This window comes from Shinella pollutisoli, assembly GCF_024609765.1.
GTDB classification, from domain to species: domain Bacteria; phylum Pseudomonadota; class Alphaproteobacteria; order Rhizobiales; family Rhizobiaceae; genus Shinella; species Shinella pollutisoli.
Genome location: NZ_JANFDG010000033.1, coordinates 25,496 through 48,679 on the forward strand (window position 1 = coordinate 25,496; position 23,184 = coordinate 48,679).

The following is a 23,184-nucleotide window of genomic DNA, read 5'->3' on the forward strand; positions in this document are numbered from 1 at the left end:
GAAGGAAGGCCTCGCCGTTTTCCCCTTCTCCCCGCCCGCGGGGAGAAGGTGGCGGCAGCCGGATGAGGGGCTGCGGCGGCTCTCAGTACTCCACGCCCTGCTGCGCCTTGATGCCCGAGCGGAAGGGGTGCTTCACCAGTTCCATCTCCGTCACCAGGTCGGCGATCTCGATCAGCTCTTCCTTGGCGTTGCGGCCCGTCAGCACGACATGGGTCATGTAGGGCTTCTCGTTCCTGAGGAACGAGACCACCTCGTTGACGTCGAGATAGTCGTAGCGCAGCGCGATGTTGATCTCGTCGAGCAGCACCATCGAATTGCGCTCGTCGCGGATCAGCTCCTTGGCCTTCTCCCAGGCTTTTTCCGCCATCGCCACGTCGCGGGCGCGGTCCTGCGTCTCCCAGGTAAAACCCTCGCCGAGCGTATGGAACTGGCAGAGATCGGAGAAATGCGCCTCGATCAGCTCGCGCTCGCCCGTCACCATCGCCCCCTTGATGAACTGCACGACGGCGGACGGCTTCCCGTGGGCGATGTGGCGGAAGATCATGCCGAAGCCGGCGGTCGACTTGCCCTTGCCCTTGCCGGTATGGACGATGATCAGGCCCTTCTCGTCCGTCTTGGTGGCCATGATCTTCTCGCGCGCCTGCTTCTTCTTCGCCATCTTCTCGGCGTGGCGGGCGAGTTCGGCCTCGCTCATGCCGGCGGTCTCACCGTGATCGTCTGTGTGATCGTCTGTCATATCGCTCTCCTTCTTGCTGTGCCGCCCGCGAGGCCTTCCAGCTCGAAGCGGGCCGAATTGGACCGCGGCGTCCACAGCCCGCGCGCGATCGCCTCGGCGAAGCGCGCCGCCATCTCGGCGAGCGCGGCCGGATTCTTCTCGGCCAGGAAGTCGCGCACCCGCTCGTCGAGCAGATAGGCCTGGTAGGCCGCCTCGAAATGATGGTCCTTCACCGCCCCGGTCGTCGCGGCGAAGGCGAACATGAAGTCGACCGTCGCGGCGATCTCGAAGGCGCCCTTGTAGCCGTGCCGCATCACGCCTTCGATCCATTTCGGATTGACGACGCGGGCGCGCACGACGCGGCCGATCTCGTCCTCCAGCGTGCGCACCACGGGCTTTTCCGGCCGCGACAGGTCGTTGTGGTAGACGACGGGCTGCCGGCCCGAGAGATGCTCCGCCGCCGCCGCCATGCCGCCCTCGAACTGGTAGTATTCGTCGCTGTCGAGCAGGTCGTGCTCGCGGCTGTCCTGGTTCTGCACCACGGCCTGAAGGCTCCTCATGCGTGCCTCCAGCCGCTCGCGCATCGGCACGCCGTCGCCCGTCCCGTCATAGGCATGCGCGCCCCAGGCGAGCCAGGCCTCGGCGAGGTCGCCGCGCTTTTCCCACAGCCCCTCGTCCATCATCGTCTGCAGGCCCGCGCCGTAGCCGCCGGACTGCGCGCCGAAGATGCGGAAGCCCGCGGCCCGCGCCGCCTCCGCATCCGAGGCGCCCCTTGCCGCAAGCGCCGCGGCCTCCGCCCGCATGCGCGCGGCGATGGGATTGTCGGCATCGTCCTCCGAAAGAGCGCCGACGGCGCGCACGGCCCGGTCGAACAGCGCGATCTGCTCGGGGAAGGCGTCGCGGAAGAAGCCGGAGATGCGCAGCGTCACGTCGACGCGCGGCCGGCGCAGGAGCGCGGGCGGCACGATCTCGAAGCCGGTGACGCGCCGCGAGGCCATGTCCCAGACGGGCTTGACGCCGATCAGCGCCATCGCCTGGGCGATGTCGTCGCCGCCGGTGCGCATGTTGGAGGTGCCCCAGGCCGTGATGCCGAAGGAGGTCGGCCATTCGCCGTGGTCCTGCGCGTAGCGGGTGACGAGGAGCTCCGCCGACTTGCGGCCGAGCTCCCAGGCGGCCGGCGTCGGCACGGCGCGGCTGTCGACGGAATAGAAGTTGCGCCCCGTCGGCAGCACGTCCGGCCGCCCGCGCGTCGGCGCGCCGGAGGGACCGGGCTCGACAAAGCGGCCGTCGAGGCCGCGCATCAGGGCCGCGATCTCCGCCGGGCCGCAGGCTTTCAGCGCCGGGCGGATGGTCGCGTCGATCGTGTCGAGCACGGCGCGGGTGGCGTGCCAGCCGTCCGGGCACGGGATCGCGCCCTCCACCAGCCTCGCCGCGAGCAGCTCGATGCGCTCGACGGTGTCGCCGTTGCTGCGCCAGGGGGCCTCGGATTGTTCGGCGAGGATCTGCGGGCGCGGGCCGGACCAGGGGTCGGAGGCGATGCAGTCGAGGGGGTCGAAGGGCTTGCTGTCGCTACCCCCCTCTGGCCTGCCGGCCATCTCCCCCTCAAGGGGGGAGATCGATGGGGCGGCGGCTTCCTTCCCATCGACCGACGTGGAAGCGGGAAGACGGTTCTCCGACTCGATCTCCCCCCTTGAGGGGGAGATGGCCGGCAGGCCAGAGGGGAGTGGAGCCCTGAATGCATCCGCCGCGATCGCCCGCTGCAGGCTCGCCTCGCCGCCCTCGCCGAGCCCGCGCGGCACGCGGGCGAGCGCGACCGTCAGGTCGGTCAGGAGCCGTCCCTCCGGCGAGACGCCGAAGACGTGCAGGCCGTCGCGGATCTGCATCTCCTTGAGGTCGCAGAGATAGGCGTCGAGCTTCTGCAGCGCCGTCTCCTCGCCGTCGCCGGCGGCGATGCCGGCGTCGCGGTCGAGGCCGATCGCGCGCACGAGGTCGAGGATTTGCTTCGACAGCAGCCGGATGCGGCGCGGATCGCCGCCGGAGGCCTCGTAATACTCGTCGACCAGCGCCTCCAGGTCCTTGAGCGGGCCGTAGGTCTCGGCGCGGGTCAAAGGCGGCGTCAGGTGGTCGACGATGACGGCGGCGGAGCGGCGCTTGGCCTGCGTGCCCTCGCCCGGATCGTTGACGATGAAGGGATAGAGGTGCGGCACGGGGCCGAGCACCGTCTCCGGGTAGCATGCCTCCGATAGTGCCAGCGCCTTGCCCGGCAGCCATTCGAGATTGCCGTGCTTGCCCATGTGGACGATGGCATGCGCGCAAAAATGCCGGCGCAGATAGGCGTAGAAGGCGAAATAACCGTGCGGCGGCACGAGGTCCGGCGAATGGTAGCTGTCCTTCGGATCGATGTTGTAGCCGCGCGCCGGCTGGATGCCCACCAGAGTCTCGCCGAAGCGGGCGAGCGGCAGGGCGAAGACGTCGCCGAGCACGAAGGGATCGTCCTCCGGCCGCCCCCAGCGCGCCGTCACCTCATCCTGAATCGAAGCGGGAAGCGCCTCGAAGAAGGCCTTGTAATGATTCAGCGAAAGCGTCTCGCGGATCTCGCGCCCGTCGCGCGCCGCATTGGTCGGCCCGGCCATCAGGTGGGCGATCAGCGCGTCGCCGTCGGCGGGAAGGTTTTCGACCGGATAGCCCGCCGCCGCCATGGCGCGCAGCACCTCCAGCGTGCCGGCCGGCGTGTCGAGGCCGACGCCGTTGCCGAGCCGGCCGTCGCGGTTCGGATAGTTGGCCATGACCAGAGCGATGCGGCGCCCGGCGGGCTTTTCTCGCGCGAGCCGCGCCCAGCCGGCGGCAAGGCGGGCGACGAAGCGGATGCGGTCCTCGACCGGGTCGAGCCCGACGATGTTCGCCTCGACCCGCTCGTCGTAGCGCGCGGCCGCCTTGAAGGAGACGGCGCGCGACAGCACCCGCCCGTCGACCTCCGGCAGGGAGACGTTCATGCCGAGGTCGCGGGCGGTCAGTCCCTGGCCGGACGCCTCCCACGCCGCGCGGGAGGAACCGGAGAAGATCACCTGCAGCACCGGCGCGCCGGTCTCGTCGAGCACCGTCGGCCTGCGGTCGGCGCCGGGGGCGGAGACGGCGAAGCTCGTCGCGTTCAGCACCACCTCGGGCCGGACGGCGGCGAAGGTTTCTCGCACCAGCGCCATCGAGGCCGGGTCCTTGAGGGAGGAGACGAAGACCGGCAGCGCGCGCACGCCTTCCGCCGCCAGCGCCTCGATCAGCATCTCGACGGGGCGCGTCTCGCCGCTCTGGACATAGGCGCGGTAGAAGCAGATGGCGGCGACGGGAGGCGCGGCGCCCCCCCCCTCTGGCCTGCCGGCCATCTCCCCCTCAAGGGGGGAGATCGGAAAGAGGGACCGTTTTCCCGTTTCAAGATCGGTCGATGGGGAGGAAGCCGAAGCCCCATCGATCTCCCCCCTTGAGGGGGAGATGGCCGGCAGGCCAGAGGGGGGTGGCGAAGCCCATTCCCCCATGTCCACGACGCCCAGCCCCGGCCACCACAGCCCGGCCTTGGCGAGCGCCGCCGCCGGCTCCGGCTTCCTGCCGCCGAAGACCATCGCGTCGGCATAGGCGAGGAAGCGCTCCGCATTCTCCGCGCCGCCCTCGGTGAGATAGGCCCAGAGCCGTTCGCGGTCCTCGTCGCCGACGCGGTTGAAGGCCAGCAAGCCCTCGTCCGGCCGGTCGTCGCCGGGCAGTGCCACGAGCGTGATGCCGTTTGCGACGGCGGCGGCGAGCAGCGCCTCCAGCACGTAGCGGAAATAGCTGGCGCCGCCGAGCGCGCGGATGACGATCAGCTTCGCGTGCCGCGCCGTGCGCTCGACATAGGTGTCGACCGACATCGGATGGGCGAGCGCGGCGAGGCTCGCGAGCCTCAGCCGGGTGCCGCCCCCCCGCGCGCGGTGCGCGGCGGCGATGGCCGCAAGCTCCGTGTCGGCGGCCGAGAGGAACAGCACGTCGCCCGGCGTCTGGCCGAGGTCGATCGCCTCGCTGCCGTCGGCGATGGTGCCTTTTTGCGCTAGGAGGAGGTGCACGGCACTCCCCCCTCATCCGCCCTTCGGGCACCTTCTCCACGAGGGGAGAAGGGGAAAAACGAGACGCCGCACTCCTCCCCTTCTCCCCAGCGGGGAGAAGGTGGCCCGAAGGGCCGGATGAGGGGGTCTCCGCTTACCATGACAGCGATCACGCCGCCGCGGCGATCGCCGCGCGCACGGCCGCCTCGTCCATGTCGTGCAGGCCGATGACGACGAGGCGGGTGCCGCGCACCTCGCCCGGCGACCAGGCGCGCTCGAAATACTGGTCGACGCGGCTGCCGACGGCCTGGATCAGGAGGCGCAGCGGCTTGCCGGGCACGTCGGCGAAACCTTTCAGGCGCAGGATGTCGTGCGCCGCGATGACGCCCTTCAGCCGCTCGGCGAAGGCGGCCGGATCGGCGACCGGGCCGAGCTCGACGACGAAGCTGTCGAACTCGTCGTGGTCGTGCTCCTCGCCGTTCTCGTGCTCCAGCTCATGGTGCGACTTGCGGTTGGCGATGTCGTCCTCGGTGCCGACGCCGAGGCCGAGCAGCACGGCGGCGGAGACGTCGCCGTTCCTCGCCTCGATCATCGACGGCTTGCGGGCGGTGCGGGACGCCACCTCCTCGCGCACGGTCCTGAGCCCGTCGGCGTCGATCAGGTCGGTCTTGTTGAGGACGATCAGGTCGGCGGCCGTCAGCTGGTCCTCGAACAGTTCCTCCAGCGGGCTTTCGTGGTCGAGGTTCTCGTCGGTGACGCGCAGCGCATCGACCCTGTCGTGGTCGTCGGCGAAGCGGCCGGCGGCCACGGCGGCGCTGTCGACCACCGTCACCACGCCGTCGACCGTCACCTGCGTCTTGATCTCCGGCCAGTTGAAGGCGGCGACCAGCGGCTGCGGCAGCGCGAGCCCCGAGGTCTCGATAACGATGTGGTCCGGCCGGTTCTCGCGCTCGAGCAGCTTCGACATGGTCGGGATGAAGTCGTCGGCGACGGTGCAGCAGATGCAGCCGTTGGTGAGCTCGATGATGTCGTCCTCGCTGCAGGCTTCCGCCCCGCAGCCCTTGAGCACGTCGCCGTCGACGCCGAGATCGCCGAACTCGTTGATGATGAGGGCGATGCGTTTTCCCCCGGCGTTCTGGAGCAGGTTGCGGATCAGCGTCGTCTTGCCGGCGCCGAGGAAGCCGGTGATGACGGTGGCGGGGATCTTCTGTTGCAGCATGGGTTCAACCCTTCATTTTCAGCGGCAGTCCGGCCGCGACGAAATAGACTTCGGATACGGTGGCGGCGAGCCTCTGGTGCAGCCGCCCGGCATGGTCGCGGAAATCGCGCGCCATGCGGTTTTCCGGCACGATGCCGAGCCCGACCTCGTTCGAGACGAGGACGACGGGGCCGGCAGCCGTGGAAAGCGTCTCACCGAGCCCGGCGAAGGCCGCGGCCATGTCGCGCTCCTCCAGCATCAGGTTGGTGACCCAGAGCGTCAGGCAGTCGACCAGCACGGCCCGGTCGGGGCGGCTGACGGCGGCGATGCGCCCGGCGAGGTCCAGCGGCTCCTCGTGCGTCTCCCAGCCCGTCCCCCGGTCCAGCCGGTGCCTGTCGATGCGGTTGCGCATCTCGTCATCCCAGGCGCGGCCGGTAGCGATATAATGGCGCGAAAGGCCGGTCGCGGCGACCAGCCCCTCGGCGAAAGCGGATTTTCCGGAACGCGCGCCGCCCAGAACCAGGACGGTCCCGGGCGACGCCTTGTCCATCACGCGGCCTTCGCGATCTTCTCGTTGGCGAAGCCCAGCGACAGGCCGAGCACGATCCAGAAGAACAGCGTGGTCGCGAGCGCCGCCACGGCGAACTCGGCGCCGAGCACGGCCGGCACGTTGCTCGAGATGTCGGTCGGCTGCGGCGCGCCGTAGACCTGCGGCGCGGCGATCAGCACGATGCCGACGAGCTTGGCGACGATGCCCGGCTTCAGGAAGATGAGGTACAGCCCCGCCGCCGAAAGCAGCACGGTCAGCACCCACCAGACCTGACGGTCGCCGAGCTCGGCGGCCGGGAAGCCCGGAAGCTCCGGCGGCAGGCCGATCGCCGGCAGCATGTGCACGGCGAGCCAGCCGGCGGCCCCCCACAGCGCGCCGTTGGCGACCGTGATCGGATTGCCGGTGACGAGGCTCACGCCGGCGAGCAGAAGGCCGAAGCCGGCGCCGGTGACGAGGTTGGCGAGAAGCGTGCCGGAGAAGCGGCTCATGCCGAACATGATGCCGCCCTCTTCCCCCTCGCCGTCATGCGCATGGGCGACGCCGACGGGCGAAAGGAAGGAGGCGAACTCGGCGAGCGCGTCGACGGCCGAGAGCGAGGAATGCTCGTGGCTCGCGCCCTGTTCGGCGCCGTCCGCGGCCGGCGCTTCCTCGTCGCCGCCCTCGAACTCTTCAGCGTGGAGGATGAGGGGGACGACGCGCGCTTCCTGCGCGGCCGTCATCAGCACACCCGAAAACAGCCCGGCCACCAGCGCGGCCAGGAGATACCTGACGATCATCTCGATTGCTCCTTAGTGGCAGGGAAAGCCGTAGGAGTGGCGCGTGTCGTGCGCCGTATCGTGCAGCGTGGCCGAATTGGCCAGGCCCGCGCCGAAGACGAGGAAAGCGCCTATGAGAAGCGCGATCGCGCCGGCGATCAGACGATCGCTGGCGGACAGCGAAATGGACGACGTGTTGGAAACAGCCATGACAACCTCCGTGCTGGCAGCGGGGAACCCTCCCCGGGCGGGCGACATGCCCTTCATCGGACGGCAGGTCTCCTGGCTCGCAGCGTCGGGCGCCTCAGGCGCTTTCGGGTCATTCTCGCCTTCCCGGGTGCGTCGATCGCGAAGGGTGGACGATTCGTAGAGAAAGAGGCGTCCGGCCCGGCTCATCGCGATGCCACCCAGTGGCTTTTCCGGCGGGTCCGCGCTTCGCCTGCCGAGGCCCCCTTGCCTCCGCCGCGAACCGCCGTTCCCCCCGGATGAATGTCCCTCGCCACTCTACAGTCGCGGGGTCGGCCGTGATTGCGATGCCCGGCATGGGTCCACCGCGTCACGTTCCCATTTACTCCCCGATCCGTCTCCGGACCCGGGAACCATCCAATGGAACGATGAATAGGCCCGCCCATGGCCGAAGTCAATCGACGGGAGCGGCACCGGCTGTGCTGAAACCGCCGGCCGGCGCCTCAGTAGCCGGGGATGATCACCACGCTGCCGCCGCCGTAGTAGCCGTCGTCCTCGTAGTAGTAGCCGCCGCCGTAATCCTCGCGATAGGCGCGCTGGCGCCGGCTCTGCCGGGCCTCGACATAGCGGGCCGCCTCGCGCAGCGCGCGGTACTGCTGGCGCGTGAGGTAGCCGTCGGCGCGGAAGCCGGCGGTGCGCTGCCAGGCGGCGATCGCCGTGCGGGTGCGGGGGCCGAAGACGCCGTCGGCGCCGCGGGTGTCGAAGCCGAGCGCGCTCAGCCAGCGCTGCGCCTGCGCGCGATTCGCCGGCTGCAGGTAGGATTCGCGGCTGTCGACCACGGTTTCGCGGGCGGTGGCCGGCTTGCGCTCGGGCACGGCCTTCGCCGTCGCGGTCTCCTTCGCCTGCCCGGCGAGCGCTGCGAGGCGCTCGCGCGCGTCCGCGACGAAACGGCCGGTCGGGAATTCATCGAGATAGGCCTGGAACGACGATGCCGAACCGTCGAGCACGGCCTTCTGCCAGGTCTCCTCCTCGCGGCGGGCGGCATCCGCTTCCGCCGCCCTCGCATCCCGCTCCGCGCTCTCGGCGGCGCCGTCCCGGGACTCGGCGGTTTCCCCGGCGGCCTCCTCCTCGTCGTCCGTGGCCGCGACGTCGCGTCCGGCCGCAGCATCGTCCTGTGCGGCCTCGGCATCGTCCTGCGCGGCCGCGGCCTGTCCCTCGCCGGCGGACGCCGCCTGCGCCGCGCGGCGGGCAGCCTCCTCGGCGAGGCGCGCGGCCTCGGCGGCCTTCGCCTCGGCTTCGGCGGCCGCCTTCGCGGCTTCCGCCTTCAGCCGCTCGACCTCGGCGGCCGTCTCCTCGGCGAGCTTGCGGGCGGCGGCGGCTTCCTCCTCGATCCGCGCCCTCTCCTCCGCCGCGGCCTGCTCGGCCTTCCTGCGGGCGGCCGCCTCCTCCTCGGCCCGCGCGCGCTCGGCGGCGGCCGCTTCCTCCGCCTTCTGGCGGTCGGCCTCGGCCTTGAGGCGGGCGGCCTCCTCGGTCTTCGCCTTTTCGAGCGCGGCCTCGGCCTCCGCCCTCAGGCGCTCGGCCTCCGCCGCCTTTTCCTCGGCGAGCTTGCGGGCGGCCGCTTCCTTTTCCGCGGCCTCGGCCTTCAGCCGCGCAATTTCCTCCGCGCGCGCCTTCTCGGCGGCGTCCTTCTCCTCGGCGAGCCTGAGGGCCGCCGCAGCCTTCTCTTCCGCTTCCGCCTTCAGTCGCGCGACCTCCTCCGCCCGCGCCTTCTCGGCGGCATCCTTTTCCTCGGCGAGCTTGCGCGCCGCCGCAGCCTTCTCCTCGGCCTCGGCCTTCAGCCGCGCGATCTCGTCGGCGCGCGCCTTGTCGGTCGCATCCTTTTCCGCGGCGAGCCTGCGGGCGGTCGCCTCCTTCTCGTCCGCCTCCGCCTTCAGCCGCGCGATCTCGTCCGCCTGCGCCTTGTCGGCGGCGGCCTGCCTTTCCGCCTCCGCCTTTCCGGCGGACGTCTCCTCGGCGACCTCGCCGGCAGCCGCATCCGTCTGCGCGGCCCCGGCGGCGGCTTCGCGCGCCTCCGCCTCGGCCCTGCTCTTCGCGGCGGCCTGCAGCTCGGCGATGCGCAGCCGCGCCATCGAGGCGAAGGTGCCGCCCGGATATTGCCTCAGGTAGCCCTCGTAGGCGGCGACGTCGCTGCCGGACGAGACCTTCTGCCAGAGGGAGAACTCCTCCTCCCAGCGCTTGCCGGCGCTCGTCTCCTTGCCGGCGGCCTGCGCAAGCGCGATCGCCGGCAGGCCGGCGACCGAAAGGCCGACCACACCGGCCAGCGCCAGAGCGCTTCGCGAAAAACGACCAGAACCCATCATGTCACCCTTTCGGATCGCGCGCGCCTCGCGCGCTGCCGCCGGAACGCCCGGCACACTTTCGTCACTCCTCGCACCGGATTCTGGCGCAACTTTGGTGCTGCCGAAGCCACGAGGACCCGTCCGCTCAACGTTTCAGGCCGGCGATTTAATCAGGACGGCCCAGCAGGCGGCCGAGCCAGGCCGGGTCGAGCACCGCCTCGAGCTCCGCCGCGACCCCGTCCAGCGCCGCATCGACGCCGGCGCGGTAGTCGAAGCCGCCGCCGGAAATGCCGAGATCGGCCAGCAGCCGCGCCCGGTAGGCGTCGCTGGCGAGCAGCCCGTGCAGGTAGGTGCCGACGACGCGCCCGTCCGGCGAGACGGCGCCGTCCGGCCGCCCGTCGATCGAGACGGCGGGGCGCCCCGCGTCCGGCCCGGTGGTGCGGCCGAGATGGATCTCGTAACCCTCCAGCGGCACGTCGTATTGCAGCGAGCGCGCGGTGCTGTTGCGCACCGTCTTCTCCGGCGCCATCTCGGTCTCGACGTCGAGCAGGCCGAGCCCCTCCACCGTCCGTGCGCCGCCCTCGATGCCGAGCGGGTCGGCGACGCGGGTGCCGAGCATCTGGTAGCCGCCGCAGATGCCGATGACGCGCCCGCCGCGGCGCAGATGCAGGTCGAGGTCCTCGTCCCAGCCGGCCGCGCGCAGGTCGGCGAGGTCGGCGATCGTCGACTTCGAGCCGGGCAGCACGACGAGGCCGGCATCGGCCGGCAGCCGCTCGCCCGGCCGCACGAAGACGAGGTCGACCTCGGGCTCGGCCTTCAGCGGATCGAGATCGTCGAAATTGGCGATGCGCGGCAGCACCGGCACCGCCACCTTGAGCGCGCCGCCCCTGCCCGCGGCCAGCCGTTCGAGCACGACGGAATCCTCCGCCGGCAGGCGCGCGGCCTCTCTCAGCCAGGGCACGACGCCGAGGCACGGCCAGCCGGTGAAACGGCCGATCGCCGCAATGCCGCTGTCGAAAAGCGTCACGTCGCCGCGGAACTTGTTGATGAGATAGCCCGTGACCATGCGCCGGTCCTCCTCGGGCAGGATCGCATGGGTGCCGACCAGCGAGGCGATGACGCCGCCGCGGTCGATGTCGCCGACGAGCACGACCGGCACGCCGGCACGCGTGGCGAACCCCATGTTGGCGATGTCGCCGGCGCGCAGGTTGATCTCGGCGGGCGAGCCGGCGCCCTCGACGACGACGAGGTCCGCGCCGGCCGAGACCGCGGAAAAGCTTTCCATCACCGCGTCCATCAGCTTCGGCTTCAGCGCCTGGTAGTCGCGCCCGCGCGCCTGGCCGAACACCCGGCCCTGCACGACGACCTGGCTGCCCGTCTCCGACTGCGGCTTGAGCAGCACCGGGTTCATGTGCACCGAGGACGGCACGCGCGCGGCGAGCGACTGCAGCCATTGCGCCCGGCCGATCTCGCCGCCGTCGGCGGAGACGGCGGCGTTGTTCGACATGTTCTGCGGCTTGAAGGGCATGACCTTCAGGCCGCGGTTGGCGGCGATGCGGCACAGCCCCGCCACCAATACCGTTTTTCCGACATCGGAGCCGGTGCCCTGCAGCATGATCGTTCGTGTCATGCCTTCGCTCCTAGCATTCCCGGCCCGGCGCGGAAAGCCCTGGTCCACCGCAATTTCGCCGCAATCCCCGACACCGTTCCGCCATCTTCGCGGCGCCCGCCCCGCGGCAATCCGACCCATGTCGCACCGATATCCTTTTTGCGACATCGCGTGGCGAGAACGGTCATGGACGCGGCCGCGGCCGGGCGTATATCCACGCCATCGGACAGCCGGAGCAAGTGGCTCCGGACTTTCAAGGACAAGGACAATGCTGTTCATCTTCAGCAAAATGAATTTCGTGCAGATCGCCTGGAACGGCGAGGCGCCGCGGACGGAATCGCGCGTGCGCAACCTCGCCATGGACGCCCCCCTCGGCCCGCTCCACGTCATCCGCACGCGCAACATCGGCTGACCGTTCCCGGGCCTGCCTCCACGCCGCTTCCGGAGACGGAGGCGGCGTTTTTCTTTGCCCGAAAGCGGCGAAAGCCGTGCATCCCGACGGTGGCGATGCACGGCTTGCCAGATACGCATGGCGGCGTCCGACAAAAACGCGTCGGCGCCCGGTCACCCCGGTACGCGATACCTTTCCGGAGCGGGCGGCGGTGTCCCCCGCCGTGCGAGAACATTTAGCCGGACATCCTTACCGGACCGTTATCGAGAGCTTAAGCAAAGATGAATCGCGCGCTTTTTCGGCGCGCGGCGGCGCCGCCCGCGCCGGCTTTTGCCCGCGGGAGGTTGATTTATCCGGTCAGACCCGTAGGCTACCGTCACGGCCGGCGCGACGGGGCGAGACCGGCGTCGTCCGCATCCGGCACTGGGAGATCTGGACACGATGAAGACGCTCATCGCATCGGCCTTGCTCGCCGCCTGTCTCTGCCCGCTCGCGGGCGAGGCGCGCGCGGCCGATTGCGGCGCCGTCTCGGTCGCCGAGATGAAATGGGCCTCGGCCGGCGTGGCCGCCCATGTCGACCGGATCATCCTCGAAAGCGGCTACGGCTGCACGGTGACGCTCGTTGCCGGCGACACGATGCCGACCTTCGCCTCGATGGACGGGAGCGGCGAGCCGGACGTCGCCCCGGAAATGTGGGTGAACGCCGTGCGCGCGCCGCTCGACGCGGCGATCGCCGAGGGCCGGCTGATCCAGCTTTCGCCGATCCTGTCGGAAGGCGGCGTGGAGGGCTGGTGGATGCCGCGCTTCATCGCCGAGAGCCACCCCGACATCCGCACCGTGCAGGACGCGCTGCAGCATCCCGACCTCTTTCCCGGCGCCGCGGACCCGTCCAGGGGCGCCGTCCACTCCTGCCCGCCCGGCTGGAACTGCCGGGTGACGACGGCCAATCTCTTCCGCGCGCTTGAAGCGGACAAGGCGGGCTTCACACTCGTCGAGGCGGCCACGGCCGAGGAACTCGACCGGTCGATCGCCGCGGCCTTCGAGAACAAGACCGGCTGGCTCGGCTATTATTGGGCGCCGACCTCGCTGCTCGGCCGCTACCAGATGACGAAGCTCTCCTTCGGCGTCGACCACGACAAGGCGGAATGGGACACCTGCACCAGCGTGCCGGACTGCCCGGCGCCGAAGGTCAATTCCTATCCGACCTCCGACGTCTTCACGGTCGTCACCAAGGCCTTCTCCGAAAAGGCGGCGGTGGCGATGGACTACATGAAGGTGCGCCGCTGGGACAACGGCACGGTCGGGCAGGTGCTCGCCTGGATGGACGAGAACGGCGGCACGACCGAGGATGCCGCCCGCCATTTCCTCAGGACCTATCCGGACCTCTGGCGCCAATGGGTGACGCCGGACGTGGCAAGACGGGTCGAGGCGGCGCTTTGATGCGCCCCAGCATGCACGCGACGTCGCAAACAGTACGATATGCGACGACAATCCATGCGACGAGAGACGGCAACACCGCCGCATAATGGCGGCAAGGACGCCGCCCCGCACGAGGGCGGAAATGAATCGGGAACGGCGAAACGCAACGCGGAGGGATTTGATGGTCAGTCACGCAATCGAGGTCCGCAACCTCTACAAGATCTTCGGACCGCGCGGCGCGGACTACGTCGAGGCCGTCAGGAACGGCCTCGGCAAGGCGGAGCTGAACCAGAAATACGGCCATGTGCTCGGCCTGCGCGACATCAACATCTCCATGCCGGCCGGCGGCATCATGGTGGTGATGGGGCTCTCGGGCTCCGGCAAGTCGACGCTGATCCGCCACATCAACCGCCTGATCGACCCGACCGCGGGCGAGGTCCTCTACGACGGCGTCGACGTCTGTCGGATGAACGAGAGGGACCTGCGCGAGTTCCGCCGCCACAAGACGGCGATGGTCTTCCAGAAATTCGCGCTGCTGCCGCACCGCACGGTGCTGGAGAACACCGTCTACGGCCTGGAGATCCAGGGCATCGCCGGCGACGTGCGCGAGAAGCGCGCGCGCGAGTGGATCGCCCGCGTCGGCCTCTCCGGCTTCGAGAACCACTATCCGAACCAGCTTTCCGGCGGCATGCAGCAGCGCGTCGGCCTCGCCCGGGCGCTGACGAACGACGCCGACATCCTGCTGATGGACGAGGCCTATTCGGCGCTCGACCCGCTGATCCGCGTCGACATGCAGACCGTGCTGCTCGAGCTGCAGAAGGACCTGAAGAAGACCGTCGTCTTCATCACCCACGACCTCGACGAGGCGCTGCGCCTCGGCGACAAGATCGCCATCCTGCGCGACGGCATGGTGGTGCAGCAGGGAACGGGCCAGGAGATCGTGCTGAACCCGGCCGACGACTACATCACCGCCTTCGTCAAGGAGGTGAACCGCGGCCGCGTCGTCCATGTCGAGACGATCATGGAGCCGCTCACGGGCGATCCGGTCGGCATGCCGATCGCCAGGGGCACGGTGCTGGAGGCGGCCGCCCGCGCGCTCACCGGCGCCCAGCAGACGGCCGGCCACGTCGTCGACGAGGCGAACCGGCCGATCGGCGCCCTCAGCCTCTCCGGCATCATCGCCGCCATGGTGACCTCGGCGGACCACGAGACGAAGGCGGCCTGAGGCGGACGGGCGATCCGTCGTTGCAATCACATAAAGAAATCTTTATATGATGCGGCAAACAGAAGGATGTGCCCCATGACCGCGACGAACCCCCTCGCCGAGCTCCTTGCCGAAAAGCCGTTCCTGCTCGCCGACGGGGCGACGGGCACCTCGCTCTTCGCCATGGGGCTGGAGGCCGGCGAGGCGCCGGAGCTCTGGAACGAGGCGAAGCCGGAAAACATCACCAAGCTGCACCGGGACTTCGTCGACGCCGGGGCCGACATCATCCTCACCAACACCTTCGGCGGCACGCGCCACCGCCTGAAGCTGCACCATGCGCAGGACCGCGTCTTCGATCTCAACAAAAGGGCCGCGGAAATCGCCCGCGCGGTCGCCGACGCGGCGCCGCGCACGGTGATCGTCGCCGGCTCGGTCGGCCCGACCGGCGAGCTCATGGTGCCGCTCGGCGCGCTGACCTACGAGGACGCGGTCGCCGCCTTCGCCGAGCAGATGGAGGGGCTGAAGGCGGGCGGCGTCGACGTCGCCTGGATCGAGACCATGTCGTCGCCGGAGGAGATCCGCGCGGCGGCGGAGGCCGCCGTCAGGGTCGGCCTGCCCTTCGTCTATACCGGGTCCTTCGACACGGCCGGCAAGACGATGATGGGCCTGCATCCGAAGGACATCCATGCGGTCGCGGGCGACATCGGCCCCGGGCCGCTCGCCGTCGGCGCCAATTGCGGCGTCGGCGCCTCCGATATCCTCTCCTCGCTCCTCGACATGACCGGCGCCGATCCGTCCGCCACGGTCGTCGTCAAGGGCAATTGCGGCATCCCGGAATATCGCGGCGCCGAGATCCACTATTCCGGCACGCCGCCGCTGATGGCCGAATATGCGCGGCTCGCCCGCGACGCCGGCGCGCGCATCATCGGCGGCTGCTGCGGCACCTCGTGCGAGCACCTCGCGGCGATGCGCGTGGCGCTCGACGCGCACACGCCGCGCGAGCGGCCGACGCTGGAGACGATCGTCGAGAAGATCGGCCCGCTGCGCAACAAGACCGCCAACGAGGGCGGCGGCCAGCCCGCCCGCGAACGCGGCGGCCGCCGCCGCGGGTGAACGGAGGGCCTTTCGGCCCCCTCATCCGGCCCTTCGGGCCACCTTCTCCCCGGCGGGGAGAAGGGGAAATGCTGACGGTCCCGCAATCTTCCTTCTCCCCGCCGGGGAGAAGGTGGCGGCAGCCGGATGAGGGGGTGCGCGCCCCTCAATTCCCGTCGAGAAATTCCGCCCAGGCGGAAAGCCCGGCATCGATGTCGCGCCGGCCGAAGCCGACGCGGAAGCGGTCGGCCGGGACCGGCAGCAGGTCGGAGACGTAGAGGCTCGCCGGCAGGAGCAGCACGCCCTTCTCCTCGACCAGCCTGCGGCAGTGCTCCTCGACGCCGTCCGCCCCCAGATAGCGCGGGAAGGCGACGCAGCCGCCGTCGGGCGCGGCCCATTCGTAGAGATGCGGCCTAGCGGCGAAGAAGGCCGCGAGTTTCTCCAGGTTTTCCGCGCAGAGCGCCCGGTTGCGCGCAAGGATCCCTTCGCGCGCCTTGAGCGCGATGCCGGCCAGCACCTCGGATGGCCTTGAATTGCAGATGGAGAGATAGTGCTTCGTCTTCTCCATGCGCGACAGGAGCGCGTGGTCGCGGCTGGCGATCCAGCCGATGCGCAAGCCCGGCAGGCCGTAGGCCTTGGACATGACGTTGAGCGACAGCGCCCGCTCGTAGAGATCGGCCGCCTGCGGCAGGCGCCTTGCCGGATCGAGTTCCAGCCCGCGATAGACCTCGTCGGAGAAGAGATGGATGCCGCGTCCGGCGCAGAGGTCGGCGAGGCCGCGGAAGACGTCCGGATCGGCGACGACCCCGGTCGGGTTGTTCGGGAAGTTGACGGCGACGAGCTTCGTCTCCGGCCGCAGCGCCGCCCGCACGTCGTCGAGATCGGGCTGCCAGCGGTTCTCCGGGCGGAGCGCGACGCCGGTGACGTTGCCGGCGATGGTGACCGGCAGCGTCTCCATCGACTGGTAGTTCGGCACGGTGACGACCGCGTGGTCGCCCGGTTCCAGGAGCGCCAGCATCGCGCAGTAGAGCCCCTCCTCCGCCCCGGCGAAGGTGAGGATGTCGGCGCCCGACAGCGTGTCGTAGGTGGAGGCGATCGTCTCGCGCAGCGCCGGCGCGCCCCAGGTCTCGGTATAGCCGAGCGACGCGCGCTCCCAGGCCTCGCGGTCCTCCGGGCCGGCGAGCGCCAGGAGCTCGGCCATCGTCATCGTCTCGGCGTCGCTCGCCGTCATGTGATGGCGCGCCTTGAACTCCCAGCGCGAGAAATGGGTTTCGAGTCGGAAATCCGGCAGCAGCGTCACGGCGTCCTGTCCTTCTGGTTCGAGCGCCTTGCAGCGGCGAGATAGTTGTAGATCGAGGCGCGCGAGGCGCCGAGGAGGCCGGCGAGATGGTCGACGGCGTTGCGGGTGAGGAAGAGGCCCCGCGCGTCGAGCGCCGCCACCAGCGCGACCCGGTCGCCCCGCTTCAGCGCCGGCACCGTCAGGCCGCGCTCGCGCAGCCAGCCGTGCAGCGCCGTGTTGATCTCCTCCCGCCAGTCGCCGGCGAAGAGCGACGGCGGCCGCGGCGCCGCCGCGCCGGAGAAGGCGGAGAGCAGCCGCGCCGCCGCATCGAACTGCGAGACGTCGAGGTTGATGCAGAAGAGGCCGGCCGGATCGGCGAGGACGGCGGTCACCGACTTGAGGCGCCTGCCGTCCCCGGCGGTCTTCTCGTAGGGGCCGAACACGCGTCCGTCGCCGGGAACGTCGTCGACGAGCGATTCCATCCCCGGCCGGCGCCCGGAAAGGGCGTTCCAGATGCCGGCGATCCGCCCGCTCGCAAGGTCGTGCAGCACGACCTCGGCATGGGGATGCAGAAGCGCCGCCACGGCCTCGGCGGTGGCGGCATGGGCGGCGAGCAGGGCGTCGGCGGACGATGTCATGCAGACTATTCATCCATTATTGGACATATTGTCAATATGTCATGCCGCTTGCGGCCGGGGAATGACCGGCCTATCCAGAGAAGGCACGATTCATCGGGGGTGACCATGAACGCAGAACCTGCCGCCTTTCCGGACCGGGAGACCGTCGCCGACAAGCTTGCGACGCTGGGCGAGCCCGAGCGCGCCTGGCTCGCCCTGCTGATGGAGAACCCGCAGCAGGACGAGAACCTGCTCGAAGGCCTCGGCCTCTATATCGACCGCGCCGCCGCCGCCCGCGTCCTCAACACGCTGAAGCTGGAACGGCTCGGCGAATGGCTGGGTGCCGCGGCGCCGGGGCGCCTGCAGGGGCGGCTGATGGAGATCGCCCGCTCCAGCCAGCACGCCGCCTATGCGGCCTTCCGCGCCGGCCTCGCCCGCTCCGGCGGGCTCGACCGCGCCTATCCGAAGGCCTGAACTGGCTCGGCGGCGCCAAGCGGCGCGAAGGCCTTGCGGATCGTGTCGGCGAGCCCGTCGATCGCCGGGCTCTTCCGGCGCGGATTGCGCTTCAGCACCACGCGCGAGGAATCGATCTGCGGGAAGCCGTCCGACAGCGTCAGCTCGCGCGTGCCCGCCGGCAGCGTGCTGCGCGACAGCGGCGCGACGGCGAGCCCGCTGGTGACGGCCGAGCGCAGGCCGCTGCTCGTGTCGCAGGTATAGGCGGTGCGGTACGGGATCGCGTGCAGATCGAGCGAGCGCAGCGCGAAGTCGCGGCACCAGCTCGAGCGCCAGTAGACGGCGATCGGCAGCGGCCGCTCCAGATGCCGGTCATGGGCGACCGAGGTCACCCAGACGGTCGGATCGATGGCGAGCAGCTCGCCGCTCACCCCGTCGCGCCAGTCGAAGATCACGGCAAGGTCGAGCCGGCCGGCCTCCAGCGCCTCCATCTGCTGCGCCGTGTAGCCGCACAGCACCGTCACCTCCGTCGCCGGATGCGTCTCGGAAAAGGCGGCGAGCGCGCGCGGCAGCACCGTCTGGCTGTATTCCTCCGGGATGCCGACGCGCACCTGCCCGTCGAGCGGCTTGGTGCGCATCACCGCCGTCGTCTCGTCGACGAGGCCGACGATGCGCTGGGCATAGGGCAGGAGCCGCTCGCCTTCCGCCGTCAGCGACACGCCGCGCGGCCCCCGCTCGAACAGCGCCACGCCGATGGAATCCTCCAGCTTGCGCACCTGCATGCTGACGGCCGACTGGGTGCGGCCGAGCGCGTCGGCGGCACGCGTGACGTTCTCGGCCCGGGCGACGGCGACGAAGATGCGCAGAAGATCGCTTTCGAGCGGCGGGAACATGGCTGCAATCTCTTTTCCTGATGGCTGCCATCATCGCTATTCGTTTGTCAAATGTCCATGCCTCTGCTTGGCTCTTGGCAGGAATCTTGAAAGGCATGGCCATGGGCCCTCTCGCACGTCTCGCCGGAAAACTCCGGCTCCTCGTCTCCCGCGCCGCGCAGGCCGCCGCCGAGCGGCGCGCCTTCCGCCGCCTTGTTACGCGCGGCGACGCCCGCCTCCTCGCCGATGCCGGCCTGATGCCGGATGACGCGGCCCTCCACGGCATGCGGGCGCCCGAAGGCGGGGCGATCGAGCCCCGCCCGCGCAGCAACGCGAAGATCCTGCCCTTCCGCCCTATCGCCCCCCCTCGCCCGCAAGACCGCCGGCGAGCCGGATGAGCTTGGCGAACTCGGCGCGGTAGCCGAAGGGATCGTCGCCGCGCGCGGCTTCCGCAAGCCCGAGGATCGAGCCGTAGGCATAGTCCTGCAGGGCGGGCACGCCCTTGAGCTTCTGCCCGAAGGCGGCGACCGCCACGGAGAAGCGCACGTCCGCGGAGGCCTGCGCGAAATCGCCGACGTCATCCGCATCCGTCACCGGCCGCGTCGCGAGCTCGCTCGCGTCGCCGTCCGGCTTCTTCCAGCGCATCTTCAGAAAGGCGAGCTCGCCGCCCGCGGCGGCAGGCGCCGCCGCGTCCTCCCCGCCGTAGCGCAGCGGATCGTTGAGCGTGGCGGGGCTGCCCTTCGGCGTGATCTCGTAGATCGCGGTGACGCGGTGGCCGGAGCCGATGTCGCCGGCGTCGACCCTGTCGTCGTTGAAGTCCTCGCGGTCGAGCGCCCGCGTCTCGTAGCCGATCAGCCGGTATTCGGCGATCCGCGCCGGATTGAACTCGACCTGGAACTTCACGTCCTTGGCGATCGGGAAGAGCGCGGCGCCCGCCTCCTCCACCAGCGTCTTCTCGGCCTCGGCCAGCGTGTCGATATAGGCGGCGGTGCCGTTGCCGTTCTGCGCCAGCGCCTGCATCGTGCCGTCGTTGTAGTTGCCGCGGCCGAAGCCGAGCACGGAGAGGAAGATGCCGCCCCTGCGCTTCTCCTCGATCAGCCGCGTGAGCTCGTCGCCGCGCGCCGGGCCGACGTTGAAATCGCCGTCCGTCGCCAGCATCACGCGGTTGACGCCGTCCTTTTTGAACGCCTTGGCGGCGAGCGCATAGGCCGTCTCGATGCCGGCCGCCCCCGCCGTCGAGCCGCCGGGCGAAAGCGTGTCGATGGCGGCAAGGATCTTGTCCCGTTCCTTCGCCGCCGTCGGCTCCAGCACCACGCCGGCATTGCCGGCATAGGTGACGATGGCGACCGTGTCCGTCTCCTTCAGCGTGCCGACGAGCAGGCGGAAGGCGCCCTTCAGGAGCGGCAGCTTGTCCGGCTCGTCCATCGAGCCCGAGACGTCGATCAGGAAGACGAGATTGGCCGGAGGCTGCTCCGTGCGCGCCGTCTCGAAACCCTTGATGCCGATATGCAGGAGCTCGGTGTTATCGTTCCACGGCGTCGGCGTCACGGTGACGGTCGCCTTGAAGGGCGTCTCCGCCGTCTCCGGCCCCGGCCAGTCGTAGGGGAAATAGTTGACCATCTCCTCGACGCGCACGGCGTCGCGCTCCGGCAGCTGCCCCGCCATCAGCGCGCGGCGCACGAAGGAATAGGAGGCCGTGTCGACGTCGGCGGAGAAGGTGGAGACCGGGTCGGTCGCCACGCTCTTCACGGGGTTCGGGTCGGCGGAGGAAAAGCGCTCGCGCTCCTCCGGGCGCGGCATCGGCAGCATCACGGCGTCGCCGCCCGACGCCGGCACGGCCGACTGCTTGCGCAGCGCAAGCTGCGGCACCGCGCCGCCGACGGCGACGTCGTCCGCGCTCTCGGCGAGCGGCGCCGGTTCGGCGGCGACCTCGCTGTCGCGCGCCAGCTCCTCGAGGGGCACGGCCGCCTCCTGCTTCCGCCGGTCGGCGGACGGCGTTTCGGGCGAGAGCGCGACGGTGCCGCTGCGCACCAGCTCATAGGTGACGAGGCCGGCGACGGGCACGAGGAGAAGCGTGGCAAGCGCCGAGCCGGCGAGAAGTCTGCGGTTCATGACGGGGCTCCAGATCCGGTTGAGGATGGAGCTTCGACGCCCGCCCACGGCCGATCCTTGGGGGGCGGCCGCCTTTTTTTCCGATTCGCCGAAGGCCTGCATGGCGGCGGCAAGCGCGCGGGCGCGGGCGGCCGCGTCCGGGGCCGGCGGCATCCGGCGGGAAAGTCTGTCGAGGTCTGGTCCGGTCATCGTCTTCGTCCTTCCGTCACGCGGCGTCGTCGCGAAGCAGCACCTTCAGGCGCTTGCGGGCCTCGTGCACATGCCAGGAAACCGTCGTCTCGGCGCAGCCCAGAACGTCGGCCGCCGCCGCGTGGCTGAGCCCCTCGCCGTAGATCAGCAGCACGGCGTCGCGCTGCCTGTCGGGCAGCTGCCGCACCGCCCGCCACAGCGCCTCGCCGTCGTCTTCCGCCTCGCCGCAGCCCAGCACCGCCTGTTCGCGCAGATACGCGGCCTCGCGCCATTCGGCGCGCCGCCGCTTGCGCAGCTGGTCGCGCGCCGCGTTCAGCGTGACCGCATAGAGCCAGGTGCCGAAGCGGCTCGCGCTCCTGAAGCCGCGGATCGCCGTGGCGAGGCGGATGCAGACGTCCTGCGCGACGTCCTCCGCGTCCTGCCTGTCGCCGCACCATCGCCAGGCGACGGCATGGATGAAATCGTAGCGGCTTTCGATGAGGCGGGCGAAGGCGTCCCGGTCTCCCGATGCCGCCCGCTCGACGAGTTCTGTTTCCACGGGCCCATCCCGATTGCACCTGTCCGACCCTGTGACGTCCGGCGGCCGCCGATCCTTGGGGCGGACGCAAGATTTTTTTTTCACCAGGGCAGCGGCTTCACGACGGCGATGATCGTGCCCATCATCGCCCCGCGGTCATGGCGGCGCATCTCCGGCGAGAAGAGGCTGGAGATGCTGCCGTCGAGGAACAGCGCATTGCGGCAGCCGAGCCGGTCGCGGAAGAGCGTCGCGAAATTGTGGAAGCGGACGCGGGTCTGCGAGATCGCCAGGGCGACGCGCCCGTCCGGCAGGATGCCGACGCCGTTGCGGACCTGCAGGCTGGTGCCGCCGGGCAGGAACCTCGGATGGATCTTCCCGTCGACGACCAGCATCGGCCCCGACTGCGTCGCCTGCCCGGGCGCGATCCCGGCGCGCGCATAGGCCTCCGTCTCCGTCACGCCGGCCCTGCCGTCCGCCACCCAGAACACCCCGTTCGGCTTGAGGAAGAAATTGCCGGCCGCATCCGCATGGTTGAGCGCGCCCCTCTCCCGGCCGCCCTCGACCAGCAGGCCGACCGGGCCGTAGTCCGGATGGTACATGCCGCCGTTCATGCCGAAGCTCATGTGCTCGCCTTTGCGCAGGAGATGCGTGCGCAGCCGGTCGTAGGTCGCCCCGCCCTTGCCGAGCGTCGCCGCACCGTAGAGGCGGATGTCGTCCGCCGCCGGATCGAAGGTGCAGACGACGTAGCGGCCGGAGAGATGCTCGATGCGGGCACATTTCGGCGGTTCGGCCATGGCGACACACGGGAGGAGCAGGAGGCAAAGGAACAGAACGGCGCGCATGAACGAGACCTCTCCCGCCAATGCGGCGATTTTAGATCATAGCGACAGCGCCGCCATATGGAACCGGAGCTGCTTCACGGGATAGCGATGGTCCGCCCCGACCGGACAGGCCGCGCGGGCAAGGCAGCCGAGCTGCATGCAGCCCGCCTGCCCTTCGGGCGTGCGCAGATGCGCGCGGCAGGCGGCGACGTCGAAGCCCTCCGGCCGCACCGCCCCGGCGGGACAGGTGGAGAGGCACGGCTTTTTCGCGCAGGTGTCGCAGGGATGCGGGCCGGCCGGACGCGTCGCCGCGCCCACCAGCCCGGCGAAGCCCAGCGCCGCGCGATATCCGTGCCAGAGGCCGTAGACGGGATGGATGAGGATGCCGAGCGGCGACGGTTTCAGCCCCTCCGCCCTGATCGCCCATCGCTGGAACGGCTGCCAGGGCGGGTCGGAGGGGAACCAGACGTCCGCCCCGGCCGCAGCGGCGACGGGGCGGATCACCGCCTTCGACCAGTCGTCGAGCGGGTTCTCCCCGCCCCCGTCCGCCTGTCCGGCGCGCCAGCGCGAGAAGGCGGGCCACAGCGAACCGCCGGCATTGCCGACGAGCACGACGGTCGCGGCACTCCGCCCGTCGTCGAGGAGCGGCCCGTCTCCCGCCTCGAAATGAACGACCCCGCGCAAGAAAAGGCCGTGCGGCGCAAGCGCCGCACGGACCGCATCGAGGTCGGGAGAGCGCGCCCTCACCGGGTCGGATCCCCCTTCAGTTCGTAGTGCGGGCGCCAGACCTCCTTCTGGATCA

The 23,184-nt window shown here is 70.4% G+C and carries 21 protein-coding genes, 1 pseudogene and 1 riboswitch; of the genes and pseudogenes, 5 read left to right on the forward strand and 17 right to left on the reverse strand.

The genetic code is table 11. The features are described from left to right. Positions 1-82: 82 nt before the first annotated feature. The 9 genes and pseudogenes from cobO to NNZ72_RS21820 form a co-directional block, all read right to left on the reverse strand. Entirely contained in the window at positions 83-736 is a 654-nt protein-coding gene (cobO, locus tag NNZ72_RS21785; RefSeq protein ID WP_257317782.1) for a cob(I)yrinic acid a,c-diamide adenosyltransferase, read from the reverse strand. After that, positions 733-4,800, reverse strand: a complete 4,068-nt coding sequence (cobN, locus tag NNZ72_RS21790) for a cobaltochelatase subunit CobN (RefSeq protein WP_257317783.1) — start codon at positions 4,798-4,800, stop codon at positions 733-735. The genes cobO and cobN overlap by 4 nt, the downstream gene beginning before the upstream one ends. After that, positions 4,794-4,924, reverse strand: a pseudogene (locus NNZ72_RS25615) (endonuclease domain-containing protein); the annotation flags it as partial. The gene cobN and the pseudogene NNZ72_RS25615, both read right to left, overlap by 7 nt. Before the next feature lie 24 nt (positions 4,925-4,948). Next, complete coding sequence (cobW, locus tag NNZ72_RS21795) at positions 4,949-5,998, reverse strand: cobalamin biosynthesis protein CobW (RefSeq protein ID WP_257317784.1); 1,050 nt, start codon at positions 5,996-5,998, stop codon at positions 4,949-4,951. Between the two features lie 4 nt (positions 5,999-6,002). Continuing rightward, positions 6,003-6,527: a bifunctional adenosylcobinamide kinase/adenosylcobinamide-phosphate guanylyltransferase gene (gene cobU, locus NNZ72_RS21800; protein WP_257317785.1), complete on the reverse strand. Its 525-nt coding sequence runs from the start codon at positions 6,525-6,527 to the stop codon at positions 6,003-6,005. Beyond that, on the reverse strand, positions 6,527-7,303 hold the full coding sequence (locus NNZ72_RS21805) for a CbtA family protein (protein WP_257317788.1): 777 nt from the start codon (positions 7,301-7,303) through the stop codon (positions 6,527-6,529). The genes cobU and NNZ72_RS21805 overlap by 1 nt, the downstream gene beginning before the upstream one ends. A 12-nt stretch (positions 7,304-7,315) precedes the next feature. Next, the gene (locus tag NNZ72_RS21810; RefSeq protein ID WP_257317789.1) at positions 7,316-7,492 is read right to left on the reverse strand and encodes a CbtB domain-containing protein; all 177 of its coding nucleotides are present in this window, start codon (positions 7,490-7,492) and stop codon (positions 7,316-7,318) included. A gap of 45 nt (positions 7,493-7,537) precedes the next feature. After that, positions 7,538-7,901: riboswitch (cobalamin riboswitch) on the reverse strand. Positions 7,902-7,971: 70 nt separating this feature from the next. Beyond that, on the reverse strand, positions 7,972-9,828 hold the full coding sequence (locus NNZ72_RS21815) for a peptidoglycan-binding domain-containing protein (protein ID WP_257317790.1): 1,857 nt from the start codon (positions 9,826-9,828) through the stop codon (positions 7,972-7,974). 145 nt (positions 9,829-9,973) lie between these two features. Beyond that, positions 9,974-11,437, reverse strand: coding sequence for a cobyric acid synthase (locus NNZ72_RS21820; protein ID WP_257317791.1), 1,464 nt, complete (start codon positions 11,435-11,437; stop codon positions 9,974-9,976). Between the two features lie 247 nt (positions 11,438-11,684). On the opposite strand from NNZ72_RS21820, the gene NNZ72_RS21825 reads away from it, so the two are divergent. The 4 genes from NNZ72_RS21825 (at position 11,685) to bmt (ending at position 15,543) form a co-directional block, all read left to right on the forward strand. Next, the gene (locus NNZ72_RS21825) at positions 11,685-11,828 is read left to right on the forward strand and encodes a hypothetical protein (protein WP_257317792.1); all 144 of its coding nucleotides are present in this window, start codon (positions 11,685-11,687) and stop codon (positions 11,826-11,828) included. A 420-nt stretch (positions 11,829-12,248) separates the two neighbouring features. Next, positions 12,249-13,247 carry a glycine betaine ABC transporter substrate-binding protein gene (locus NNZ72_RS21830; protein ID WP_257317793.1) on the forward strand — a complete coding sequence of 333 codons (999 nt, stop codon included), beginning with the start codon at positions 12,249-12,251 and terminating at the stop codon, positions 13,245-13,247. Between the two features lie 160 nt (positions 13,248-13,407). Beyond that, positions 13,408-14,451 (forward strand): quaternary amine ABC transporter ATP-binding protein, encoded by a 1,044-nt coding sequence (locus tag NNZ72_RS21835; protein WP_257317794.1) that lies wholly within the window; start codon positions 13,408-13,410, stop codon positions 14,449-14,451. Positions 14,452-14,526: 75 nt separating this feature from the next. Continuing rightward, positions 14,527-15,543: a betaine--homocysteine S-methyltransferase gene (gene bmt / locus NNZ72_RS21840; RefSeq protein WP_257317795.1), complete on the forward strand. Its 1,017-nt coding sequence runs from the start codon at positions 14,527-14,529 to the stop codon at positions 15,541-15,543. Between the two features lie 145 nt (positions 15,544-15,688). On the opposite strand, the gene NNZ72_RS21845 is transcribed toward bmt, so the two are convergent. Next, a complete protein-coding gene (locus NNZ72_RS21845; RefSeq protein ID WP_257317796.1) occupies positions 15,689-16,822 on the reverse strand; it encodes an aminotransferase class I/II-fold pyridoxal phosphate-dependent enzyme in 1,134 nt (377 codons plus the stop codon). Next, positions 16,819-17,439 (reverse strand): helix-turn-helix transcriptional regulator, encoded by a 621-nt coding sequence (locus tag NNZ72_RS21850; protein ID WP_257317797.1) that lies wholly within the window; start codon positions 17,437-17,439, stop codon positions 16,819-16,821. Before NNZ72_RS21850 ends, NNZ72_RS21845 begins: the two co-directional genes overlap by 4 nt. Positions 17,440-17,544: 105 nt before the next feature. On the opposite strand from NNZ72_RS21850, the gene NNZ72_RS21855 reads away from it, so the two are divergent. Further along, entirely contained in the window at positions 17,545-17,892 is a 348-nt protein-coding gene (locus NNZ72_RS21855) for a hypothetical protein (protein WP_257317798.1), read from the forward strand. Here NNZ72_RS21855 and NNZ72_RS21860 read toward each other — a convergent pair. The 6 genes from NNZ72_RS21860 to NNZ72_RS21885 all read right to left on the reverse strand — a co-directional run bounded on the left by NNZ72_RS21860 (position 17,877) and on the right by NNZ72_RS21885 (position 23,168). Beyond that, complete coding sequence (locus tag NNZ72_RS21860; RefSeq protein ID WP_257317799.1) at positions 17,877-18,764, reverse strand: LysR family transcriptional regulator; 888 nt, start codon at positions 18,762-18,764, stop codon at positions 17,877-17,879. The genes NNZ72_RS21855 and NNZ72_RS21860 overlap by 16 nt on opposite strands. A gap of 47 nt (positions 18,765-18,811) precedes the next feature. Then, positions 18,812-19,024, reverse strand: coding sequence for a hypothetical protein (locus NNZ72_RS21865; RefSeq protein ID WP_257317800.1), 213 nt, complete (start codon positions 19,022-19,024; stop codon positions 18,812-18,814). 73 nt (positions 19,025-19,097) lie between these two features. Next, entirely contained in the window at positions 19,098-21,044 is a 1,947-nt protein-coding gene (locus tag NNZ72_RS21870) for a vWA domain-containing protein (protein ID WP_257317801.1), read from the reverse strand. A 16-nt stretch (positions 21,045-21,060) separates the two neighbouring features. Further along, on the reverse strand, positions 21,061-21,582 hold the full coding sequence (locus tag NNZ72_RS21875; protein WP_257317802.1) for an RNA polymerase sigma factor: 522 nt from the start codon (positions 21,580-21,582) through the stop codon (positions 21,061-21,063). A gap of 80 nt (positions 21,583-21,662) precedes the next feature. Continuing rightward, on the reverse strand, positions 21,663-22,355 hold the full coding sequence (locus NNZ72_RS21880) for a phosphodiester glycosidase family protein (protein WP_257317803.1): 693 nt from the start codon (positions 22,353-22,355) through the stop codon (positions 21,663-21,665). Positions 22,356-22,439: 84 nt separating this feature from the next. Next, positions 22,440-23,168 (reverse strand): ferredoxin, encoded by a 729-nt coding sequence (locus tag NNZ72_RS21885; protein ID WP_371747806.1) that lies wholly within the window; start codon positions 23,166-23,168, stop codon positions 22,440-22,442. Positions 23,169-23,184 lie beyond the last annotated feature (16 nt).